This window comes from Nonomuraea sp. NPDC049725, from assembly GCF_040674795.1.
In the GTDB taxonomy this organism is placed as follows: domain Bacteria; phylum Actinomycetota; class Actinomycetes; order Streptosporangiales; family Streptosporangiaceae; genus Nonomuraea; species Nonomuraea ceibae.
In genome coordinates this window covers 538,269-557,687 of record NZ_JBFANJ010000002.1, presented here as the reverse complement: position 1 = coordinate 557,687, position 19,419 = coordinate 538,269, and the positions used below count along the sequence as shown (strand labels likewise).

The following is a 19,419-nucleotide window of genomic DNA, read 5'->3' as shown; positions in this document are numbered from 1 at the left end:
GGAGCCGGTCAGAGCCGGGTGCGGAAGACCCTGATGGCCAGCGGCGCGAACACCACCACGAAGCCCGCCGACCAGAGCAGCGACACCAGCGCCGGGGAGGCCACCTCGCCGCCGATCATCAGCCCGCGGATCGCGTCGGACAGGTGGCTCACCGGGTTGACGTCGGACCACGCCTTCAGCCAGCCCGGGAACGTGTCGGGCGACACCAGCGCGCTGCTGGTGAACGTCAGCGGCATCATCACCGAGAAGGCCACCATCTGCACCTTCTCCGGGCTCGACGCCTTGAGCCCGATCAGCACCGACATCCACGACATCGCCAGCGCCACGACCACCAGCAGCGCCAGCGCGCCCAGCAGCCCGGCCACGCCGGTCGTGACCCGGAACCCGAGCGCCATCCCGAACCCGACCAGCAGCGCGAACGCCCACACCTGCTTGAACGTGTCGGCGATGACCCGCCCGGCCAGCGGCGCGGTGCGCGCGATCGGCAGGCTCCGCAGCCGGTCGAAGACGCCCTTGGTGATGTCGGTGTTGAGCCCGATCGCCGTGGACAGCGTGTAGAACAGCGCGTTCTGCACGAGCAGGCCGGGCAGCGCGAACTGCAGATAGTCGCCCGTCGAGCCGGAGATCGCGCCGCCGAACACGTACGTGAACAGCAGCAGGAACATGATCGGCTGGATGCTGAGATCGAGCAGCTCCCACGGGTTGTGCTTGATCTGCACCAGGCTGCGCCACGCCAGCGTCATCGTCTGGCCGACCGTGGCGCCGGGGCTCACCCGCCTCGGCGGCGCGGGCAGGGAGGCGGTGGTCGCGGTCATGCGTAGGTCTCCTCGTCGGTCTTCTCCGGCTCCTCGGCGCGGTGCCCGGTCAGCGCCAGGAACACCTCGTCGAGGCTGGACTTGCGCAGCGCCAGCTCGGTGGCCACGATGCCGAGGTCGTCGAGGCGGCGCACGACGGCGGGCACCACGGCCGGGTCGCGCACGGCGGCGGTGACCTTGCCGCCCGCGATCGCCGGGGTCTCCTCCACGACGTCGGTGACGACCTTGGCCACCAGCTCCAGCTGGTGCTCCTCCATCGGCCGCACCTCCAGCACCTGGGCGCCGGTGGTGGCCTTGAGCTGGTCGGAGGTGCCGGTCGCGATCACCTTGCCGTGGTCGAAGACCACGATGTCGTCGGCGAGCTGGTCGGCCTCCTCCAGATACTGGGTGGTGAGCAGGACGGTCACCCCGTCGGCCATCAGGCCGCGCACCACGCCCCACAACTCGGTGCGGCTGCGCGGGTCGAGGCCGGTGGTGGGCTCGTCGAGGAACAGCACCTTCGGCCGGCCCACCAGGCTCGCGGCCAGGTCGAGCCGCCTGCGCATGCCGCCCGAGAACGTCTTGGCGGCCCGCCCCCCGGCCTCGGTCAGGTCGAACCGCTCCAGCAGCGCCGTCGCCTCCCGCCGCGCCTCGCTCCGGGACAGGCCGAGCAGCCGGCCGATCATGATCAGGTTTTCCACCCCGGTGAGCATCTCGTCGACGGCGGCGTACTGCCCGGTGAGGCCGATCAGCGACCTGACCTGGTGCGCCTGGCGGCCGATGTCGTAACCGAGCACCGAAGCGCGCCCGGCGTCGGGCACCAGCAGGGTCGCCAGGATGCGCACGGCCGTGGTCTTGCCCGCGCCGTTGGGCCCGAGCACGCCGAGCAGCCGGCCGGCCGGCACGGCGAGGTCGACGCCGTCGAGCGCCTTGGTCTCGCCGTAGTGCTTCACCAGGCCTTCGGCTTCAATCGCGTATCCCATGGGCATCACCCTGCCCGACGCCACTGACACTTTGCCCACATGCTCCACCGGCCGCTGACAGATCGCTGACATGGGCGCGAGCCCTAAGCTGGAGTCGTGAACTCAACTGGCCCGCTCCGCGATCCGGCGAACCGCGTCTCGCCCAGAGCCCGCGGGCTCTGGCTGCTGGAGGCGCTGATCGGGTTCGTGCTGCTCGTGGGCGGGTCCATCCTCGTGGGCGGCTGGGTGGGCGGCAGCGGCTGGTCGTGGGTGCCCGGCTGGTTCGCCAGCGCGCCGTGGCTGCTGCCGGTCGTCGTGGGCGTGCTGACGACGCCGTTCCTGGTGGCGGAGCCGTTCGTGCGCTACGCGGTGCACCGGTGGGAGTTGTCGGGAGATGTCGTCTACGCCCGGCAGGGGTTCCTGACCCGGGAGTGGGTGTTCGTGCCGGTCAGCCGCATCCAGACGGTCGACAAGGGACAGGGGTGGATGGAACGGATGCTCGGGCTGGCGACCCTGGAGATCCGCACCGCCTCGCACGCCGGGTCCTCCACGATCAAGGGGCTCGACTACCAGGTGGCGGCCGGGCTCGCCGAAGAGCTCGCCCGCCGCGCCGAGCAGCTCAGGGACGACGCCACGTGACCGGCGCCCCGCCTCCGCCCCCTCCGCCGCCGTCCCTTCCGGAGGGTCCCGCGGGCCCGCCGCCGGAGGGGCCCGGTACGTTCCCGCCGCCCCGGGCGCCGCTCAGGCTGAGCCCCAAGGTGCTGCTCATCGACCCGGTCCGGATGCTGCCGTCGCTGCTCGTGCCGCTCGTCGGCGTGCTCGTCGTGGGCGGCTTCTCCGGCCGGTCCTACCTGTGGGCGGCGCTGGGCCTGGTCGGCACCGTGGTGTTCGCGGTCGTCCGCTGGGCCACGTTCACGTACGAGATCATCGGCGACCGGCTGGAGATCAAGCGCTCGCTGATCAGCCGGTCGGTGCGGACGATCCCGCTCGAACGGGTGCGCGGCGTCGACGTGTCCACCCCGCCCATGCACCGGCTGCTCGGCCTGTCCGTGCTGAAGATCGACACGGGGGCGAGCGGCGGCGACGGCGAGGCCACGCTCGACGGCGTCACCCGCCACGAGGCCGAACGCCTCAAGCCCGTCCTCCTGCGCCGCGCGGCAGCCGCCCGCCACGCGCACCCCGCCGGTTCCGGGGTCGCGACCGCCGTGCCCGAGGGCGTCCTCGACCCCGCCGGGCCGGGCGCCGTGCCGGAGCGGCCGCACGAGCCGGAGGAGCGCGTCATCACCGCCGTGCCGCGCCGGTGGCTGCTGTACGGGCCGCTGTCGGGGGCCTACCTGCTCACCCCGTTCGCGCTGGCGGGCGGCGCGGTGGGGCTGGCGTTCCAGTGGGGGGACGAGCTCGGGTTCGGCAGGGACGCCGCCTGGACGGCCGGCACCTGGCTCTGGGAGCACCCGTGGCTGCTCGTGGCGATCGCGGTGCTGCTCGTGGTGGCCATGCCGTTCGTGGGCGGCGTGATGTACGCGGTGTTCAACTGGGACTTCAAGCTCAAACGGCGCGACGGCTACCTGGTCGCCGAACGCGGGCTCGTCAACCGGCGCAGCGTGTCGCTCGAGTCGCGGCGCGTACGCGGCTACGAGATCGCCGAGGGCCTCGCCGAACGCTGGGCCGGCGTCGCCAGGGCCTGGGCCATCGTGACCGGCCTGGGCGACTCCGAGACGCGCGGCCAGCTCCTGCCGGTGGTGCCCAGGGCCGTCGCCCGCCAGGTCACCGGCGACGCCGTCGGCCCCTACCGGGCGGAGCTGCGCCCCCATCCGCCGGTGGCGCGCAACCGGCGGCTGTTCCGCGCCGTCTTCCCGTGGCTGGCCGTCGCCGCGCTCGCCACCGCGGCCGCCGTGCTGACCGCCTCGCTGATCTGGTGGATCGTCCTGGTGCTGGCCCTGCTGCTGGCCGCCGTCGGGGTGCCGCTCGGGCTCGACCGCTACCGCTCGCTCGGCCACGGCTACGACGGCGAGCGGGTGACCGTCCGCGGCGGGTCGCTGCGGCGTACGCAGGCCGTGGTGGAGCGGCGCGCCGTCGTGGGGTGGCGGCTGCGGCAGACCTGGTTCCAGCGGCGCGCCGGCGTCGTGACGCTGACGGCGGGCGTGGGCGCGGGCCGGGGCGGCTACTCGGCCGTCGACGTCTCCGAGGCCCAGGCCAGGGACTTCCCGGCCGAGGTGACGCCCGACTGGCTGGCCCCCTTCCTGGCACCCGTCCCCGAGCGGGGCGGGCACGTCCCCGAGCGGCACGGGGAGCTCTCTGAGCGGCAGGGGGACGGCTCCGAGCGGCACGGGGACGGCTTCGAGCAGGGCGGCGAGAGCTCTGACGGCCCGGACGGCCCGGACGGCCCGGGAGGGTCCTGAGGGCCGGTCAAGCGGGGCGGGCGGCCAGCCTGGCGGCCACGGGCCGGTCGATGGGCGGCGATGACGGCCGTCGGCCTGGAACGCCTCGTGAGCCCGGACCCCGCCGACGCCCTAGCCTTCTTCGACGCTCTGCAACCGTCCTGACCGCGCCCGTTCTTGGGGGATCCGGGGGCGAAGAAGGTCGCTTACGGCGGGTTTGTGACCGGGTGGGGCTGTCATCCAGCTCCACCCGGTCGTTCTGCGCGGATGTGGCGGGTCAGTCCTGGCGGCGGGCGCCGAACATGATCTCGTCCCACGTCGGCACCGAGGCGCGACGGCCCCGCGAACCCTTGCGGGCCTGCCGGGCAGCCGGGGCGGGCGGGGGAGACGGGACCGGCACCGGCGGCTCCTCCTTGGCCGCCGGCTTGTCCTTCGCGTCCTCCTCGCTCGGCCGTGCCGCGGGCACCGGCTTGGGCCCGGGCTTCGGCCCCGGCTTGGGCGCCGCCCCCTTGGCTTCGGCCTCAGCCTGTACGTCAGGCTCGGGGGGCGTGGTGGAGGCGGCGGCCTCCTCGGGCTCGCTCTGAACCTCGGGCTCGGCGGGCTCTTCTGCCTTCGCGGCGGTGGGCTCCTCGGCCTTGGTGGCGTCCGCCTGTGCGGGCTCGTCGGCCTTGACCGCGACCGGCTGTGCGGGTTCCTCGGGCTGGGCGGGCTCGTCGGACTTGGTGACGACGGGCTCTTCTGCCTTGGCGGCGGCTGGCTCCGCAGGCTCCTCCGCTGTGGTGGTGTCGGGCTGCGTGGGCTTTTCGGCCTCGGTGGGCGCGTCGGACTTGGCGACGGGCTCCTCGGCCTTGGCCGCCTCGGACTGTGCGGGCTCGTCGGCTGTGGTGGTGACCGGCTGGGCGGGCTTGTCCGGCTCGGCGGCCTGTGCGGCCTCGGGCTGGGTGGGCTCCAGGGAGTCCTCGGTCTTCGCGGGCTCGGTGGGCTGCGCGGTGGCGGGCTCCGGGAGCGGGGTGGCCGGCTTCTCGGCGGCCTCCGGCGCTGGTTCCGGGGTGGCGGCGGCCTGGGGCGCTGCGGGTTCCGGGGTGGCGGCGGCCGTGGGGGCCTCGTCCTGGGTTGCCTCGGCAGGGGTGGCGGACGGGGCCGGAGCCTCCTGGGCAGGGGGCTTCGGCTGGTCCGCTGTGGTGGGCAGGGTCGCGTCGGTGCGGGCGCTCTCTTCCTGTACGGGGAGCGCCGGGGCAGCGGGCGCCGGGGCCTCCGGGGAGGCGGTGGCCGCCTCGACGGGGGTCGGGGCGGCGGCGGGCGTTTCCGGGGCGGCATCCGGCGTTGCCGGTGCGGTGTCCGGGGTGGCGGGCGCGGTCTCGGGGGCGGCTGCTTCGGCGGCCGGCGTGGGCGTGGGCTGGGACGGCGTTGCGGCAGGCTCGGGGGTCGCTGCCTGAGGCGTGGTGTCGCTGGTCGCCGGTGAAGGCTCCGGGGCGGCGGGCTCGGCGGGCGTGGCAGCCAGCGGGGCCGGGGCCGGCTCCTGGTGGGCGGCCGGTGCCGTCGCGGGCTGGGCCTGCGCGGGAGCCTCGGTGTCCGGGGCTGGGACGTCGGCGGCCGGGGGGGCCGCAGCGGCGGCGGCGGGCAGGGACGGGACGGCGGTGTCCTCGGGCTGGGCGGAGGACGGTGAGGCCGATGGCGGCAGGAAGGAGGGCGGCGACGACCTGTACGGCGACGGCGGCTCGGGCGACCGGGTCTCGGCAGGCGGCCGCGACTCGGCGGGCGCGTACGGCTCGGCCGAGGGCGAGGACGCGGCGGGCGATGGCGGGGCCGGTGGCGCGGCCGGTGGCGGGGTGAAGGAAGGCTGGGGGTCGGGGTCGCGGGTGGGGCGGGGGGCGTAGAAGGACTCGGAGTCCGTCGCCCGTGACTGGCCGAAGTCGGGCAGCCAGGGTGAGGAGCCGGCCCGGCGGTGCGGGTCGGCGGCGGGGCGGGTCTGGCCGGTCTCCCGGGCGGGGTCGCGCGGCGGCTGCCGGTCGAACGGCGCCTCCAGGGCGGGCTCCGGATCGGGCTCGTTGCGGATGACCGAGGGGAACGGCAGCGGGTCGGAGGCCAGCGGCGGCACCGGCTGGAGCTTGGCGACGCGGGGCGTGAAGGGCGTGACCGTGGTGTCCTCGGTCACGGGGTCGGGGTCGAAGTCGGCGGACGACAGGCGCAGCGCCTCGTCGTCGTGCGGGGTGACGTGGCGGCGGCGCGGGTCGAAGAGCCATTCGGCGTGTCTCGTGTGACCGTTCCACACGTAGCCGAGCTTGACCCGCCACAGGCCGTCGTCGCGCTTGGCGGAGTCCCAGTCGATCTCGTCGGTGGGCACGCCGCGGCGGTTGAGGCGCTCGGCGACGAGCTCGCCGAGGGTGGGGCCGGGCGAGGACTCGCCGGGCATGCGGACGGTGACGCGCTGGGCCTGCTGGGCGACGTACTCGCGCTCCTGGAGGACCGGGCCCTCGAACCAGCGGACGCGCTCGACCGGGATGCCGGCGGTCGCGGCGATCTCTTCCGCGGTCTCACCTGCTCGGATGCGGGCCTGGATCTCCTTGGGACGCAACGGGCTCTCCACTTCGATCTCGTACTGGCCGAGACGGGAGAAGTTGCCGCGGACGGCAGCACGGAGCCGGTCGTCCACGGGGAGCGTGAAGCGTGTACCCCGTCCGGCAGTCGCCAGCACGAGGTAGGTGCCGTCCTCACTCACCGCGACGAGTCGGAGCTCCTGCATGCGAGTCCCTTCGTCAGCGTCGCCATTCTTCCCCCGGACCCTTGAGTCTCTCGCGTGTGCCGGTTGCCTGCCAGCACCGTACCCGGCATGTCCGAACATCGCCTTCCTGGGATAGCCCGGAGGCGATGTGACGCCGGTCACATTTGACGAATCCATCCCCTTCAGAGCCCACCGGTGCGCAGGAGGAGGTTAGAGCTCCTCGACGGATTCTGGCGAATCGCGCCGCGCACCGCCGGGCACTTGAGCCAAGTCGCCAGATCCGCCGGATTCGCGCCCGGATGGGACTCCAGGTATCCGGCTGCGGCGCCGGCGAGATGGGGTGCGGCGGCGGTGTAGGCGGGTTCGCCGGGCGCGGTCCGGCAGGCGCCGGGGCCGGTGGCGGTGACGAAGACGCCGGATCTGACGAGGGCGCGCAGGGCGGTGGTGAGGGCGGGGGAGCCGGCGGTGTCGAGCGGGACGCTGGTGACGGCGGGGCCGCGCGCGTGCCGGCGCACCCAGTCGAGCCCGGCGAGCACGTCCGAGAGCCTGCCGGCGCCGTGGCAGCCGAGCGTCCGGACGGAGGCGATCCTGGCCTGGGGCGCGGCGGCGGCGACGGCGCGGGCGGCGCGGGTGCCGTGCCCGGTGCAGTCGTGGCCGGTGCCGCCCGTGGCGTCGAAGGCCCGCCAGGCGCGGTCGCCGAACCGGTCCACGTCCATGCCGCTGCCGACCACGTACACGGTGACGCCGCGCCCGCCGGGGGTGCGGGCGGGGGTGGCCGCGCGCCCGGGGGCGGGGCGGATCGCGCGGTCGGGTTCGAGGGCGAGCACGCGCGGGTCGGCGCGCAGCTCGGCCTCCTCGGCGGCGTTGAGCACGGTGGCGAAGCCGGGCAGGGCGGCGGTGTAGTAGCGGCGCACCCGCCAGCGCACCTCGCCGACGAGGTCGCGGGCGGCCGCCCGGTCGCGCGCGGTGACGATGTACGGGCGCGCGGGCTCGGCGTGGCGGGGCCGAGCGGCCAGGCCGGAGGCGGGCGTCATGAGGGGGACAGCGGTGGTGACGGCCGTCGCGGCGGCGGTGACCACGGCCGCCGCGAGGTACAGGGAGGGCAGGCCGAATCGTCGGGGCACGAGCGAAGAGGGTGCCGCCCGCGGGCCGCTCACGGGGTACGGGACACGCGATCCCGTCGATTCGCCAGCCGGTTCTTTACCAAAGGCTTAGCCGAGGACGGTGTCCAGGTAGGCGTTGGCGAACAGGCGCCCGGGGTCGAGCCGGTCGCGCAGCGCGGTGAAGTCGGCGAAGCGCGGGTAGACGGTGGCCAGGTAGGCGGCGTCGCGGGTGTGCAGCTTGCCCCAGTGGGGCCGCCCGCCGAGCCGGGTCATGATCTCCTCGACGCCGGCGAAGTAGGCGGGGTTGGGCGTGGGCCGGTAGACGTGGCAGGCGAGGTAGGCGGTCGGCCGCCCGTAGGCGGTGGACAGCCACGCGTCGCTCGGCGGCGTGACGCGGACCTCGACGGGGAAGGTGATCTTCCAGTCCGTCCGCTCGATCAGGTCGCGGGTCTCGCGCAGCGCCTGGCCGAGCCGTTCGCGCGGGATCGCGTACTCCATCTCCAGGAAGCGCACGTCCCGCCGGGCGGTGAAGATCTTGTACGAGGTGTCGACGGAGGCGGAGTCGCCGAGGGCGGCGGCGCTGACGGCGTTGATGCGCGGGATCAGCGCCGGGACGCGGGCGCCGGCGGCGCACGCGGCGCCGAACAGCGTGTTCTCCAGGAGGACGGCGTCGAGCCAGTGCCGGAACGCGCCGGGCGGGCTGGCCGGTCCGGGGTGGCGGTTGTTGGTCTTGACCAGGCACGCGTCGGTGTGCGGCAGCCAGAAGAAGTCCAGGTGCTCGTTGCCCGAGGTGAGCTCGTCGAGCGAGTCGAGGATGCGGGTCAGCGGCATCCGCCGGCGCTCGTTGCGCAGCAGGAACGCGGGCTCGACGCGGAAGGTGACGGTGGTGAGCACGCCGAGCGCGCCCAGGCCGACCCGGGCGGCGTCGAACAGGTCCTCGCCGGGCCCGGCGGTGGTCACGGTGCCGTCGGCGAGCACCAGCTCCAGGGCGGTGACCTGGTCGGCCAGGCCGCCGGTGTCGCGGCCGGTGCCGTGGGTGCCGGTCTGGATGGCGCCCGCGACGGTCTGTTCGGTGATGTCGCCCATGTTGGCCAGGGCCAGGCCGCGCTCGCCGAGCAGCTCGTTGAGCGTGCGGAGCGGGGTGCCGGCCAGGACGGTGACGCTGTCGTCGTGCCAGGAGACGACGCCGGTCAGCCCGTCGGGGCGGAGCATGAGGCCGTCGGTGAGGGCCACTCCGGTGAAGGAGTGGCCCGTTCCCACCATGCGCAGCCGCCGCCCGCTCGCCGCCGCGTCACGCACGGCCCGGACGACGTCGCCGGTGGAGGTGGGGACGCGTACCTCGGCGGGTTCGATGGCCTGGTTCCCCGCCCAGTTGATGAAGGCCACGCGCACACCCCTGTCGTCCGACTAAACGCGAACGATACTCACTTATCCCAGCCCTCGGGGAGGGGGAACGTGTCACCGGCCTTCAGATTCTCGTGCTTGACGATGTCGCTCACCTTGACGAGGTGGTAGCCGTTCTTCTGCAGCGTCCGGATGATCGACGGCATCGCGTCGACGGTCTGCTTCACCCAGTCGTGCATGAGGACGATGCTGTTCTGCTTGGCGACCTTGAGCGTCTGCTTCTTGATCGCCTCCTCGTTCTTGGAGCTCCAGTCGGCCGAGCCGCCGGTCCACAGGATGATCGGCATGCCGAACTCGGCGGCGACCTCCGACGTCGTCAGGTCCGACATGCCGTACGGCGGACGCAGCAGCTTGGGCTCGACGCCGGCCGCCTTCTTGATCTCGTCGTTGGTCCGCTGGATCTCCGAGCGGATCGCGGGCGCGGTCAGCTTGGTGAAGTCGGGGTGCTTGTAGCTGTGGTTGCCCAGCTCGTGCCCCTCCGCGGCCATCCGCTTGACGTAGGAGGGGCGGCTCTTCACGTACTGGCCTTCGAGGAAGAACGTCGCCTTGGCGTCGTACTTCTTCAACGTGTCGAGCAGCGTGCCCGCGTACTTGCCGGGGCCGTCGTCGAAGGTCAGCGCCACGCACTTGACCTTCGTGCAGTCGACCTCCTCCTCGGCGGGGGCCGCGAGCGCGGGGGCGGGAGCGAGGGCGACCGTGACAGCCGCGATGGCCAAGAGTGAACTGAGATGTCGGGACATAAGCAATGTTTCCAATGTGATGGATGTTGCGAGGGATGTCTCGACCGTAGCGGATCAGCTCTTGGCCGGTGAAGGCGCTTCGGGAAGTCTCAGGAAACCCGAACCTGCGAGCCCGACCACGACGGCGAAGACCGCGGCCCCCAGGGAGAAGGCGTAGGCGTTGGACGGCCCGTACAGCTCGGTGAGCTGACCGCCGGCCCAGGCGCCCAGCGCGACGCCGAGCCCGATCGCCGTCGAGATCCACGCCATGCCCTCGGTGAGCAGCGACGACGGCACCAGCCGCTCGGTGAGCGAGAAGCCGGTGATGAGCGTCGGCGAGATGGCCAGCCCGGCCAGGAACAGCCCGGCCGCCATGACCGGCACGCTCCCGATGAACATGATCGGCAGCAGCCCGACGACGAACACGCCCAGCGAGCGGACGAACCGGCCGCGCAGCGAGATCTGCCAGTGCCGCGAGCCGAACCACAGGCCCGACACCATCGAGCCGCCCGCGAAGGCGGCCAGCAGGAATCCCGACATGCCCTTCGCGCCGTGCTCGGTGGCGAAGGCCACCGTGATGAGGTCCACCGACCCGAAGACCGCGCCGAGCCCCAGGTAGACGCACGACAGCAGGGCGATGCCGGGGATGAGGATCGGGCTGCCGCCCCCGCCGGTCCTGACCGGCTGGATCGGCGGCTGGGTGCGCCGCTGGAGCGCGAGCGCGAGCGAGCCGGTGAACATGCACACCAGCGCCACGACCAGCCCGGCGAACGGGTTGACGGCCGTGGCCAGCACGGTGACCAGGGCCGGGCCGGTGACGAAGATCACCTCGTCGATGACCGACTCGAACGCGAAGGCCGTGTGCAGCTTGGCCGACCCGCTGTGCGCGTGGGACCAGCGGGCCCGCACCATCGAGCCGAGCGACAGCGACGTGGCCCCGACCAGCAGCGCCGACACGTACAGCGTCCAGTCGGGCAGGCCGAGCCCGGCGCTGAGCATGAGGGCGGCGAGCGCGAGCGCGTTCAGGGTGGCGAAGGGGACGATCACCCGGCTCTGGCCGAACCGGTCCGTCAGCCGCGCCGACATGGGGGCGGCCACGGCGAAGGCGACGTTGCAGGCCCCGGCCACCGCGCCGGCGACCGCGAAGGAGTCCGTGACGCCCTCGATGAGCAGCACGACCCCGATGCCGAGCATGGACATCGGCATCCGGCCGACGAAGCCGGCCAGCACGAAACCCTTGACGCCGGGCCCTTTGAACAACCCCCGGTAAGGCCCGACCATCCGCGTTTCTCCTTACTGTGCCGACACACCCTCGCGCATCATCTGTCCGGATCGCAACCTGTTTCCGGCACGTGGGTTAACGTGTGCCGCGTGTCCGGTCTTCCCTCTTTGCGCGGCGCACTGCTCATGGTCGCCGCGGTGCTCACCGTCACGCTCGCGGCCGCGGGCGTCGTGCTGCTCCTGGGCGAGGACCCGTTCGAGACGACGACGGCGCCGCCGCCCCGGACCGTGCGGCGGGAGACCCCCGCGCTCGACAAGCTCGTTCCCACGACGGCCCCTGTCAAGGACTTCGGCCAGGGCGGCGCCGGTGTCACGCCCACCCCGCCCCGGGTGCTCGCCATCGCCCCCGGCACCGTGCCCCAGCAGGCCCGCCACCGGCTCGCCGCGCTCAAGCACGTGCAGAAGGCCCTCGTGGTCGACGCCGGCTCGGTCAAGGTGTCGGGCACCGGGCTGAACCTGCTCGCCGTCGACCCCGCCGACTTCCGCTCCTGGACCCCCAAGGTCGTCGCCGACCAGCCCGGCGTGTGGAGCGCGCTGGCCCGGGGCGAGGTCGTCGCCGACTCGGCGGCCATGCGCAAGTACGGCCTGACGCTGGGCGCGTACTACCAGGTGGACGGCGGGCCGAGGCTGCGCGTGGGCGCGTCGGCCCCGCTCGGGCTGACCGGCGTCGACGGCCTGGTCGGCGCCGACCTGGGCCGCACCCTCGGCATGGCGCAGGGCGTGGCGGTGCTGCTGCACGGCAAGGAGGGCGGCATCAGCGAGAAGGGCGTGCGCAAGGTGCTCGGCAAGGGCAGCCAGGTCGTCATGCTGGGCGCCGCGCGGCGTACCGAGGCCAAGCGCGAGCAGCCCGCCACGGCCACGGCCGCCCGGCCCGGCAGCTACCTGGAGCTGTACAAGCAGTCGGCGACCCGCTGCCCCGGCCTGTCGTGGACCGTGCTGGCCGCGATCGGGCAGGTGGAGAGCGGGCACGGGCGCAACAACGGCCCGTCCAGCGCGGGCGCGCTCGGGCCGATGCAGTTCATGCCCGCCACCTGGAAGGCGTACGGGGTCGACGGCGACGGGGACGGCGAGCGTGACATCTGGAGCCCGTACGACGCGGTGCCGGGCGCGGCCAACTACCTGTGCAAGACGGGCGCCGGCCAGGGCGGCGAGAAGCTGCGCAAGGCCGTGTGGCACTACAACCACTCGTGGGACTACGTGAACAAGGTCCTGAGCATCGCCGAGGCCTACGCCCGCGCCTACGCCTGACGGCGGCGCGGGGCCGGGCAGCAAGTCAGCGCGCAGGCGACCGGCTCGGGCTCGTCCATCAGCTCGCGCACCATCCGCACGAAGGCCGGATGAGTGCCCGCGGTCGCCGCCCGCTCCATCGGCAGCCCGATCTCGGCGGCCACCTGACGGGCCTCGGTGTCGAGGTCGTAGACGACCTCCATGTGGTCGGAGACGAACCCGATCGGCACCAGCACCACCGAGCCCGCGTCGACCTGGCGCAGGTGGTCGCAGACGTCCGGCTCCAGCCACGGCACCTGCGGCGGGCCGCTGCGCGACTGCCACACCAGGTCCCAGGGCTCGTCGCGGCCGAGAGCCTCGCTGACGAGCCGGGCCGTGCGGCGCAGCTGCGTCTCGTACAGGCCGCCCGCCGGGCCCGCGGTCTCGGCCATCGTGACCGGGATGCTGTGGGCGGTGAACACCAGCCGGGCGTCGTCGCGGCCCAGCCGCTCCAGCGCCTGCCGGGTGTGGTCGGCCATCGCCTCGACGAACGACGGATGGTCGCCGAAGTGGCGCATCTTGACCAGCTCGGGGCCGCCCTCGAAGGAGATGCGGGCGATGTCCTCGTAGTACTGGCGGCAGCTCGAATAGCCGGCGTAGGCGGAGGTGGCGAAGACCGCCGCCCTGCGCACCCCGTCGCCGGCCATCCGCTTGACGGTCTCCTCGCCGAACGGGTGCCAGTTGCGGTTGCCCCAGTAAACCGGCACGCCGACGATCGGGCGCAGCGCCTCGACCAGGTCGCGGCACTGCTGGTTGATCGGGCTGACGCCGCCGAAGCTCTGGTAGTGCTCGGCGACCTCCATCAGCCGCTCCCGGGGCACCCCGCGGCCCCGCACCACGTTTTCCAGGAAGGGCAGCACGTCGTCGGGGCCCTCGGGACCGCCGAACGACAGCACCAGCAGCGCGTCGTAATCTCCCACGTGAGCAACCTTATGCGCGCGTGCCCGTGGTCCTCTCACGAGGTAGGTTCGGATGGGTGACCGCATTTCACGACATTCGCGATTATGTCGCGATCCCCCGAGTTCTCTCCCTGAAGCTCTCACCCGACGGCTCCCGCCTCGTGTCGGCCGTGCAGTCGCTCAACCCCGACGGCAAGTCGTACGGGACCGCCCTGTGGGCCGTCACGCCGGACGGCGAGCCCGGCAGTGAGCCCGGCAGTGGGCCCAGTGGCGAGCCGTACCGGCTGACCAGGTCGGCCAAGGGGGAGACCCAGGCGGTCTTCACCGCCTCCGGGGACCTCCTGTTCACCTCGGCCCGCCCCGACCCCACCGCGAAGGACGACGGGGACGAGACGCCCGCGCTGTGGCTGCTGCCGCGCCAGGGCGGCGAGGCCCGCCAGGTGGCGAGCCGCCCCGGCGGCATCGGCGCCGTCCGCACCGCCGGCGACGTGGTGGTGTTCGCCTCCGACGTGCTCGACGGCGACGAGGCGGACGAGGAGGAGCGGCGCAAGGCGCGCAAGGACGCCGGGATCAGCGCCATCCTGCACGAGGGCTACCCGGTGCGCTACTGGGACCACGACCTCGGCCCCGGCCGTACCCGGCTGTTCACCGGCAGGCTCGGCGCCGACCGCCTGGAGGACGTGCGCGAGCTGACCCCAGAGCCCGGCGAGGCGCTGCGCGAGGCCGCCTTCGAGCTCACCCCCGACGGCCGCACGGTGATCACCACCTGGCGCGTCCCGCTGTCGGCCGGGCAGAGCCGGATCGACCTGGTGGCCGTCGACGTGGCCACCGGCGAGCGGCGCACGCTCCTCAGCGAGGAGGGTCACGACTTCGGCGGCCCGCTGGCCGTCTCGCCCGACGGCACCAGGCTGGCGTGCTCGCGCGAGCGCCACACCGACCTGGACGTCTCGGCCCGGGTCGAGCTGTGGATCGCCGACGTGGCCACCGGCGAGGGCGGCCCGCACGCCGGCGACCTGTTCCCGATGGACGTGGCCTGGGCGCCCGACTCCTCGGCCGTCTACCTGGTCGCCGACTTCCGTGGCCGCCGCCCGGTCTTCCGCGTCACCCCCGGCGGCGGCGAGGCCGTCCGCCTCACCCAGGACGACGCCTCCTACCTCGGGCTCAACGTCTCGCCCGACGGCCGGACCGTGTACGCGCTGCGCAGCGGCATCGCCCTCGCACCCGCCCCGGCCCGCGTCGACGCCGGCACCGGCGAGGTCACCGACCTGCTCTCGCCCGTCCCGCGCCCCGAGGTGCGCGGCACGCTCACCGAGATCACCGCCACCGCCGACGACGGCGCCGAGATCCGCGGCTGGCTCGTCCTGCCGGAAGGCGCCTCGGCCGAGTCGCCCGCGCCATTCCTGCTGTGGATCCACGGCGGCCCCGTCGCCTCCTGGAACGACTGGCAGTGGCGCTGGCAGTCGTGGATCATGGCCGAGCACGGATACGCCGTGTTGATGCCGGACCCGTGCCTGTCCACCGGATACGGTCAGGACATGATCGACCGAGGCTGGGGCGACTGGGGCCCGCGCACCCAGGCCGACCTCGACGCGATCGTGGACGTGGCCCTGGCCAGGGACGACATCGACGCCGAGCGCATCGGCGCGATGGGCGGCTCGTTCGGCGGCTACATGGCCAACTGGATCGCCGGCCACAGCGACCGCTACCGCGCCATCGTCACGCACGCCTCGCTGTGGAACCTCGACCAGTTCGCCGGCACCACCGACGCCTCCGCCTACTGGCAGCGCGAGTTCGGCGCGCCCGGCTCCGACCGCTACGCCCGGCTCTCCCCGCACCGCGCGCTCGACAAGATCAGCACCCCGATGCTCGTCATCCACGGCGACAAGGACTACCGGGTGCCGATCGGCGAGGCGCTGCGCCTGTGGTGGGACCTGCGCCGCTCGGAGGTCGAGTCGAAGTTCCTCTACTTCCCCGACGAGAACCACTGGATCCTCAAGCCCGGCAACGCCGTCGCCTGGTACGAGACGGTCCTGGCCTTCCTCGCCCAGCACGTGCTCGGCCAGGAGTGGAAGCGCCCGGACTCGGTGGCGTGATGACGGACTTCCTGCGCCTGGCCGAGGACATCGCCCGCGAGGCCGGCGACATGCTGCTGGCCAAACGGCCCACGATGTCCGTCGAGCCGGGCGCCGTCCAGACCAAGTCCAGCCCCACCGACGTGGTCACCGCGCTCGACCGGGCCTCGGAGGAGCTCATCCGCGAGCGCATCCGGGCCGCCCGGCCGGACGACCGCGTCCTGGGGGAGGAGGGCGGCGAGGAGGGCGGCGACGGCTCCGGCGTGCGCTGGGTCGTCGACCCCATCGACGGCACCGTCAACTTCCTGTACGGCCTGCCGGACTGGGCCGTGTCCATCGCGGTCGAGGCCGGCGGCCGGATCGTCGCGGGCGTGGTGAACGTCGCGCCGCGCGGCGAGGTGTTCACCGCGGCGCTCGGCGAGGGCGCGTGGCTGGGCGGCGAGCGGCTGCGCGTCAACCCGGCGGCGCCGCTCGGGCAGGCCCTGGTGGCCACCGGGTTCGGCTACGACGCGGCGCGCCGGGCGGAGCAGGCGGCGGCGCTGACGGCCGTGCTGCCCCAGGTGCGCGACATCCGGCGCGGCGGCTCGTGCGCGGTCGACCTCTGCTCGGTCGCGAGCGGCCGGGTGGACGCCTACTTCGAGCGCGGCGTCAACTACTGGGACCACGCCGCGGCGGGCCTGGTGGCGGCCGAGGCCGGGGCCAGGGTCGGCGGGCTGCGCGGCCGGCCGGCCAACATCGACCTCACGCTCAGCGCCGCACCGGGCCTCTTCGAGGAGCTGCACGACCTGCTCGCGCCGCTGCACCCCGAGCGCGACTGACCCTGCGGCTGACCCGCGACCGACCGGTGCCGCGCATGCGACGGCCGGAGCCCCTTGCCCGGGGCTCCGGCCGTCGGTGGTTCAGCGGGGCAGCGGGACGCCGTGATCGTCGGCCAGGCGGCGCAGGTCTTCGATCTCGGCGGTGAGCGTGTCGGCGAGGTAGTCGTCGCCGGAGCTCCTGGCATCGCGCAGGCCCTGGTAAGCCTGGTTCAGGCGGCTTTCGATCGTGGTCGTGAACTCGCCCATCTCACCTGCTCTCTCGGGGTCCGTTCTCGTGGGGGCGAAAGGTGTTTGGCTGGTGTACCCAGGCACCCGCGGTCCCGAAACATGAAATTGACTGTCGCTTGTGTCACCGCTGTCCGGGCGGGCCCGCACATGCCTTACCGTGCGCTTATCGAGGCTGTGGGCAGAATGAGGCACCACGATCGGGAAGAGGTGTACCAGGGTGCGAGTGCTGGTGGTCGAGGACGAGCGGGTGCTCGCCGACGCGATCGCGACAGGGCTGCGACGCGAGGCCATGGCCGTCGACGTCGCCTACGACGGCGGCGGCGCGCTGGAGCGCACCTCCTACATCGACTACGACGTGATCGTCCTGGACCGTGACCTGCCGGTCGTGCACGGGGACGAGGTGTGCCGCCGCCTGGTCGAGCAGCGCACCGCCTCGCGCATCCTCATGCTGACCGCCTCGGGCGACGTGGACGACAAGGTCGAGGGTCTCGGCCTGGGCGCCGACGACTACCTGGCCAAGCCGTTCGTGTTCATCGAGCTGGTCGCCCGGGTACGTGCCCTGGGCCGCCGCTCGGCCCCGGCGCTGCCGCCGGTGCTGGAGCGCGCCGGGATCCGGCTCGACCCGGGCAAGCGGCTGGTGGAGCGCGAGGGCAAGGAGATCGTGCTCACCAAGAAGGAGTTCGCCGTCCTGGAGGAGCTCATGCGCGCCGAGGGCGCCGTGGTCAGCCAGGAGGACCTGCTCGACAAGGCCTGGGACGAGAACATCGACCCGTTCACCAACGTGGTGCGGGTGACCATGATGACGTTGCGCAAGAAGCTGGGCGAGCCTCAGGTGATCGAGACTGTGCCTGGAGTTGGGTACAAGTTGTGACGGAACGGCCGGACCGTGCGTCGGCGCCGACGCATCCGATGATCAGCCCGCACTCGGAGCGGAAGGGGGTGCGCCCGCAGGCGCCGCCTCCTCAGGGGCCGCCCGCCTGGGACGGTCCGCCCCCGCCGTCGTCGCCGCCGTCCTCGCGCTCCACCATGGAGCGTGTGAAGGAGCTTCCCGGCAGGGTCAGCATCCGCTGGCGGCTGACGATCACCTACAGCGCGCTCGTCTTCGCCGCCGCCGCCGTGCTGCTGTTCTCGGTGTACGCCATCGTGGGCAACGCGATAGACGACGCCTGGCCGACCCTCGACACCGGCGGCTGGCTGAGCCAGGCCCAGGAGCAGCAGACGCAGGCGATCTGGGACGCGGCCAGGCTGGAGGCGGTGGCCAGGGCGCGGGACGCGCTGGTGCAGAGCTCGTTCATGGCGCTGGCCGGCGTCGGCATCCTGGCGCTCATCATCGGCTACTTCGTCGCCGACCGGGCGATGCGGCCGGTGGCGCAGATGACCGCCTCGGCGCGCAAGCTGTCGGAGAGCACGCTGGCCCACCAGCGCATCGACCTCAAGGGGCCGGATGACGAGCTCAAGGAGCTGGCCGACACCTTCGACGACATGCTCACCCGGCTCAACGTCGCCTTCGACGCCCAGCGCCGGTTCGTCGCCAACGCCTCCCACGAGCTGCGCACGCCGCTGACCATCAACCGGACGGTCCTGGAGATCGCCCTGTCGGACCCCGAGGCGTCGGAGGACCTCAAGGCGCTGGGCCGCACCCTCCTGGAGGTCAACGCCCGCAACGAGAAGCTGATCGAGGGCCTGCTGCTGCTGGCCAGGAGCGAGCGCGAGCTGGCGGTGCGCAAGCCGCTGGACGTCCGGGAGGTCGCCCAGACGGCGGTCGACCAGGTGCTGCCGTTCGCCGAGCAGCACGGGGTGACATTCACCACCGAACTGGTCAGCGCGCCTACCGTGGGCGACCCGGTTCTGCTGGAACGCTCGATCAGCAACCTCCTTGAGAACGCGGTCAAGTACAACATTCCCGAAAACGGAAAAGTCTGGATCCGGACGGGAATGGTGGACGGTGCCTTGGTTGTTCAGGTGGCCAACACTGGGCAGCACGTCCCGGCGTACGAGGTGAACAGCCTGTTCGAACCGTTCAGGAGGCTCAATGCCGATCGGGTGGATTCGGCCAAGGGAGCGGGCCTTGGGCTGTCCATCGTCCGCGCCGTGGTGCAGGCGCACGGCGGCAACGTCAACGCCGTCCCACGGGAGGGCGGAGGTCTTGTGGTCACCATGAGGCTTCCAAGACGTTGATCGGCGTGTTGCCCTGCACGGGGCGTCTCGTTCGCGTCGCACATGTGGTTGGATGTGCCGTCGAACACGGTGGGGCATGACGCCAAGGCTGTGGGTTCGGCCATATTTGGCTAACCATTGCCGGACGCGTCACGCCCTGGCGTGTTGGGAGGTTCGCCGTCCGTTCCCGCGGGGTACCGATGGGAAATCTCCCCGGCGGAACGGGCACAAGACGGGCCTCCCGGACGTTAGAAGACGCGCGACGAGCGCGACGACATATTTGATGAGGGGGATGGAGTAATCATGGCTACCGACTACGACAGCCCGCGCAAGACAGACGACGATCTTGGGGAGGACAGTCTCCAGGAGCTTCAGGCGCGGCGCACCGACAAGTCGTCCGGCAGCATCGACATCGACGAGACCGATCTGGCCGAGTCGCTCGAACTGCCCGGCGCCGACCTGTCGAACGAGGAGCTCAGCCTGCGCGTGATCCCGCGCCAGGCCGACGAGTTCACCTGCGCGCGCTGCTTCCTCGTGCACCACCGCAGCCAGCTGGCCTCCGAGAAGAACGGCCAGCAGGTCTGCCGGGAGTGCGCCGCCTGATAAGGAGGCAACC

At 72.9% G+C, this 19,419-nt stretch carries 17 protein-coding genes; 8 read left to right on the top strand and 9 right to left on the bottom strand.

Going from position 1 to position 19,419, the window contains the following annotated elements; translation table 11 throughout:
• Positions 1 to 8: 8 nt before the first annotated feature.
• Positions 9 to 815 (bottom strand): ABC transporter permease, encoded by an 807-nt coding sequence (locus AB0J53_RS06985; protein ID WP_364169356.1) that lies wholly within the window; start codon positions 813 to 815, stop codon positions 9 to 11.
• Complete coding sequence (locus AB0J53_RS06980) at positions 812 to 1,777, bottom strand: ATP-binding cassette domain-containing protein (RefSeq protein ID WP_219507728.1); 966 nt, start codon at positions 1,775 to 1,777, stop codon at positions 812 to 814. Before AB0J53_RS06980 ends, AB0J53_RS06985 begins: the two co-directional genes overlap by 4 nt.
• Positions 1,778 to 1,873: 96 nt before the next feature.
• On the opposite strand from AB0J53_RS06980, the gene AB0J53_RS06975 reads away from it, so the two are divergent.
• Positions 1,874 to 2,395, top strand: coding sequence for a PH domain-containing protein (locus AB0J53_RS06975; protein WP_357591588.1), 522 nt, complete (start codon positions 1,874 to 1,876; stop codon positions 2,393 to 2,395).
• A 119-nt stretch (positions 2,396 to 2,514) separates the two neighbouring features.
• Entirely contained in the window at positions 2,515 to 4,155 is a 1,641-nt protein-coding gene (locus AB0J53_RS06970) for a PH domain-containing protein (protein WP_364169351.1), read from the top strand.
• Between the two features lie 256 nt (positions 4,156 to 4,411).
• Here AB0J53_RS06970 and sepH read toward each other — a convergent pair whose 3' ends face one another.
• The 5 genes from sepH to AB0J53_RS06945 form a co-directional block, all read right to left on the bottom strand.
• Positions 4,412 to 6,877: a septation protein SepH gene (sepH, locus tag AB0J53_RS06965; RefSeq protein WP_364169348.1), complete on the bottom strand. Its 2,466-nt coding sequence runs from the start codon at positions 6,875 to 6,877 to the stop codon at positions 4,412 to 4,414.
• A 161-nt stretch (positions 6,878 to 7,038) separates the two neighbouring features.
• The gene (locus AB0J53_RS06960; protein ID WP_364169345.1) at positions 7,039 to 7,980 is read right to left on the bottom strand and encodes a hypothetical protein; all 942 of its coding nucleotides are present in this window, start codon (positions 7,978 to 7,980) and stop codon (positions 7,039 to 7,041) included.
• 87 nt (positions 7,981 to 8,067) lie between these two features.
• A complete protein-coding gene (locus AB0J53_RS06955; protein ID WP_364169343.1) occupies positions 8,068 to 9,345 on the bottom strand; it encodes a D-arabinono-1,4-lactone oxidase in 1,278 nt (425 codons plus the stop codon).
• A 38-nt stretch (positions 9,346 to 9,383) separates the two neighbouring features.
• Complete coding sequence (locus AB0J53_RS06950) at positions 9,384 to 10,079, bottom strand: polysaccharide deacetylase family protein (RefSeq protein WP_364169340.1); 696 nt, start codon at positions 10,077 to 10,079, stop codon at positions 9,384 to 9,386.
• 78 nt (positions 10,080 to 10,157) lie between these two features.
• Positions 10,158 to 11,363: an MFS transporter gene (locus AB0J53_RS06945; RefSeq protein ID WP_364169337.1), complete on the bottom strand. Its 1,206-nt coding sequence runs from the start codon at positions 11,361 to 11,363 to the stop codon at positions 10,158 to 10,160.
• 90 nt (positions 11,364 to 11,453) lie between these two features.
• Here AB0J53_RS06945 and AB0J53_RS06940 point away from each other — a divergent pair, with 90 nt between their 5' ends.
• Entirely contained in the window at positions 11,454 to 12,611 is a 1,158-nt protein-coding gene (locus tag AB0J53_RS06940; RefSeq protein ID WP_364169334.1) for a lytic transglycosylase domain-containing protein, read from the top strand.
• On the opposite strand, the gene AB0J53_RS06935 is transcribed toward AB0J53_RS06940, so the two are convergent.
• Complete coding sequence (locus AB0J53_RS06935) at positions 12,602 to 13,549, bottom strand: ferrochelatase (RefSeq protein WP_364169331.1); 948 nt, start codon at positions 13,547 to 13,549, stop codon at positions 12,602 to 12,604. The genes AB0J53_RS06940 and AB0J53_RS06935 overlap by 10 nt on opposite strands.
• Positions 13,550 to 13,605: 56 nt before the next feature.
• Here AB0J53_RS06935 and AB0J53_RS06930 point away from each other — a divergent pair, with 56 nt between their 5' ends.
• Both AB0J53_RS06930 and AB0J53_RS06925 read left to right on the top strand, forming a co-directional pair.
• A complete protein-coding gene (locus AB0J53_RS06930; RefSeq protein WP_364169328.1) occupies positions 13,606 to 15,621 on the top strand; it encodes a prolyl oligopeptidase family serine peptidase in 2,016 nt (671 codons plus the stop codon).
• A complete protein-coding gene (locus tag AB0J53_RS06925) occupies positions 15,621 to 16,418 on the top strand; it encodes an inositol monophosphatase family protein (RefSeq protein WP_219507739.1) in 798 nt (265 codons plus the stop codon). The genes AB0J53_RS06930 and AB0J53_RS06925 overlap by 1 nt, the downstream gene beginning before the upstream one ends.
• Positions 16,419 to 16,499: 81 nt before the next feature.
• Here the strand turns inward: AB0J53_RS06925 and AB0J53_RS06920 are convergent, their stop codons facing one another.
• A complete protein-coding gene (locus AB0J53_RS06920; protein ID WP_364169324.1) occupies positions 16,500 to 16,664 on the bottom strand; it encodes a hypothetical protein in 165 nt (54 codons plus the stop codon).
• Between the two features lie 199 nt (positions 16,665 to 16,863).
• On the opposite strand from AB0J53_RS06920, the gene AB0J53_RS06915 reads away from it, so the two are divergent.
• From AB0J53_RS06915 to AB0J53_RS06905, 3 genes are all read left to right on the top strand, one after another.
• Complete coding sequence (locus AB0J53_RS06915; RefSeq protein ID WP_219507742.1) at positions 16,864 to 17,517, top strand: response regulator transcription factor; 654 nt, start codon at positions 16,864 to 16,866, stop codon at positions 17,515 to 17,517.
• Between the two features lie 155 nt (positions 17,518 to 17,672).
• Entirely contained in the window at positions 17,673 to 18,824 is a 1,152-nt protein-coding gene (locus AB0J53_RS06910) for a HAMP domain-containing sensor histidine kinase (RefSeq protein ID WP_364169320.1), read from the top strand.
• A gap of 282 nt (positions 18,825 to 19,106) precedes the next feature.
• Positions 19,107 to 19,406: a DUF4193 domain-containing protein gene (locus tag AB0J53_RS06905; protein WP_049570503.1), complete on the top strand. Its 300-nt coding sequence runs from the start codon at positions 19,107 to 19,109 to the stop codon at positions 19,404 to 19,406.
• Positions 19,407 to 19,419: the final 13 nt, after the last annotated feature.

Coding starts and splice junctions, on each gene's coding strand:
- AB0J53_RS06985 (WP_364169356.1), bottom strand. CDS start 815: ATGACCGCGACCACCGCCTCCCTGCCCGCGCCGCCGAGGCGGGTGAGC.
- AB0J53_RS06980 (WP_219507728.1), bottom strand. CDS start 1,777: ATGGGATACGCGATTGAAGCCGAAGGCCTGGTGAAGCACTACGGCGAG.
- sepH (WP_364169348.1), bottom strand. CDS start 6,877: ATGCAGGAGCTCCGACTCGTCGCGGTGAGTGAGGACGGCACCTACCTC.
- AB0J53_RS06945 (WP_364169337.1), bottom strand. CDS start 11,363: ATGGTCGGGCCTTACCGGGGGTTGTTCAAAGGGCCCGGCGTCAAGGGT.
- AB0J53_RS06925 (WP_219507739.1), top strand. CDS start 15,621: ATGACGGACTTCCTGCGCCTGGCCGAGGACATCGCCCGCGAGGCCGGC.
- AB0J53_RS06920 (WP_364169324.1), bottom strand. CDS start 16,664: ATGGGCGAGTTCACGACCACGATCGAAAGCCGCCTGAACCAGGCTTAC.
- AB0J53_RS06910 (WP_364169320.1), top strand. CDS start 17,673: ATGGAGCGTGTGAAGGAGCTTCCCGGCAGGGTCAGCATCCGCTGGCGG.
- AB0J53_RS06905 (WP_049570503.1), top strand. CDS start 19,107: ATGGCTACCGACTACGACAGCCCGCGCAAGACAGACGACGATCTTGGG.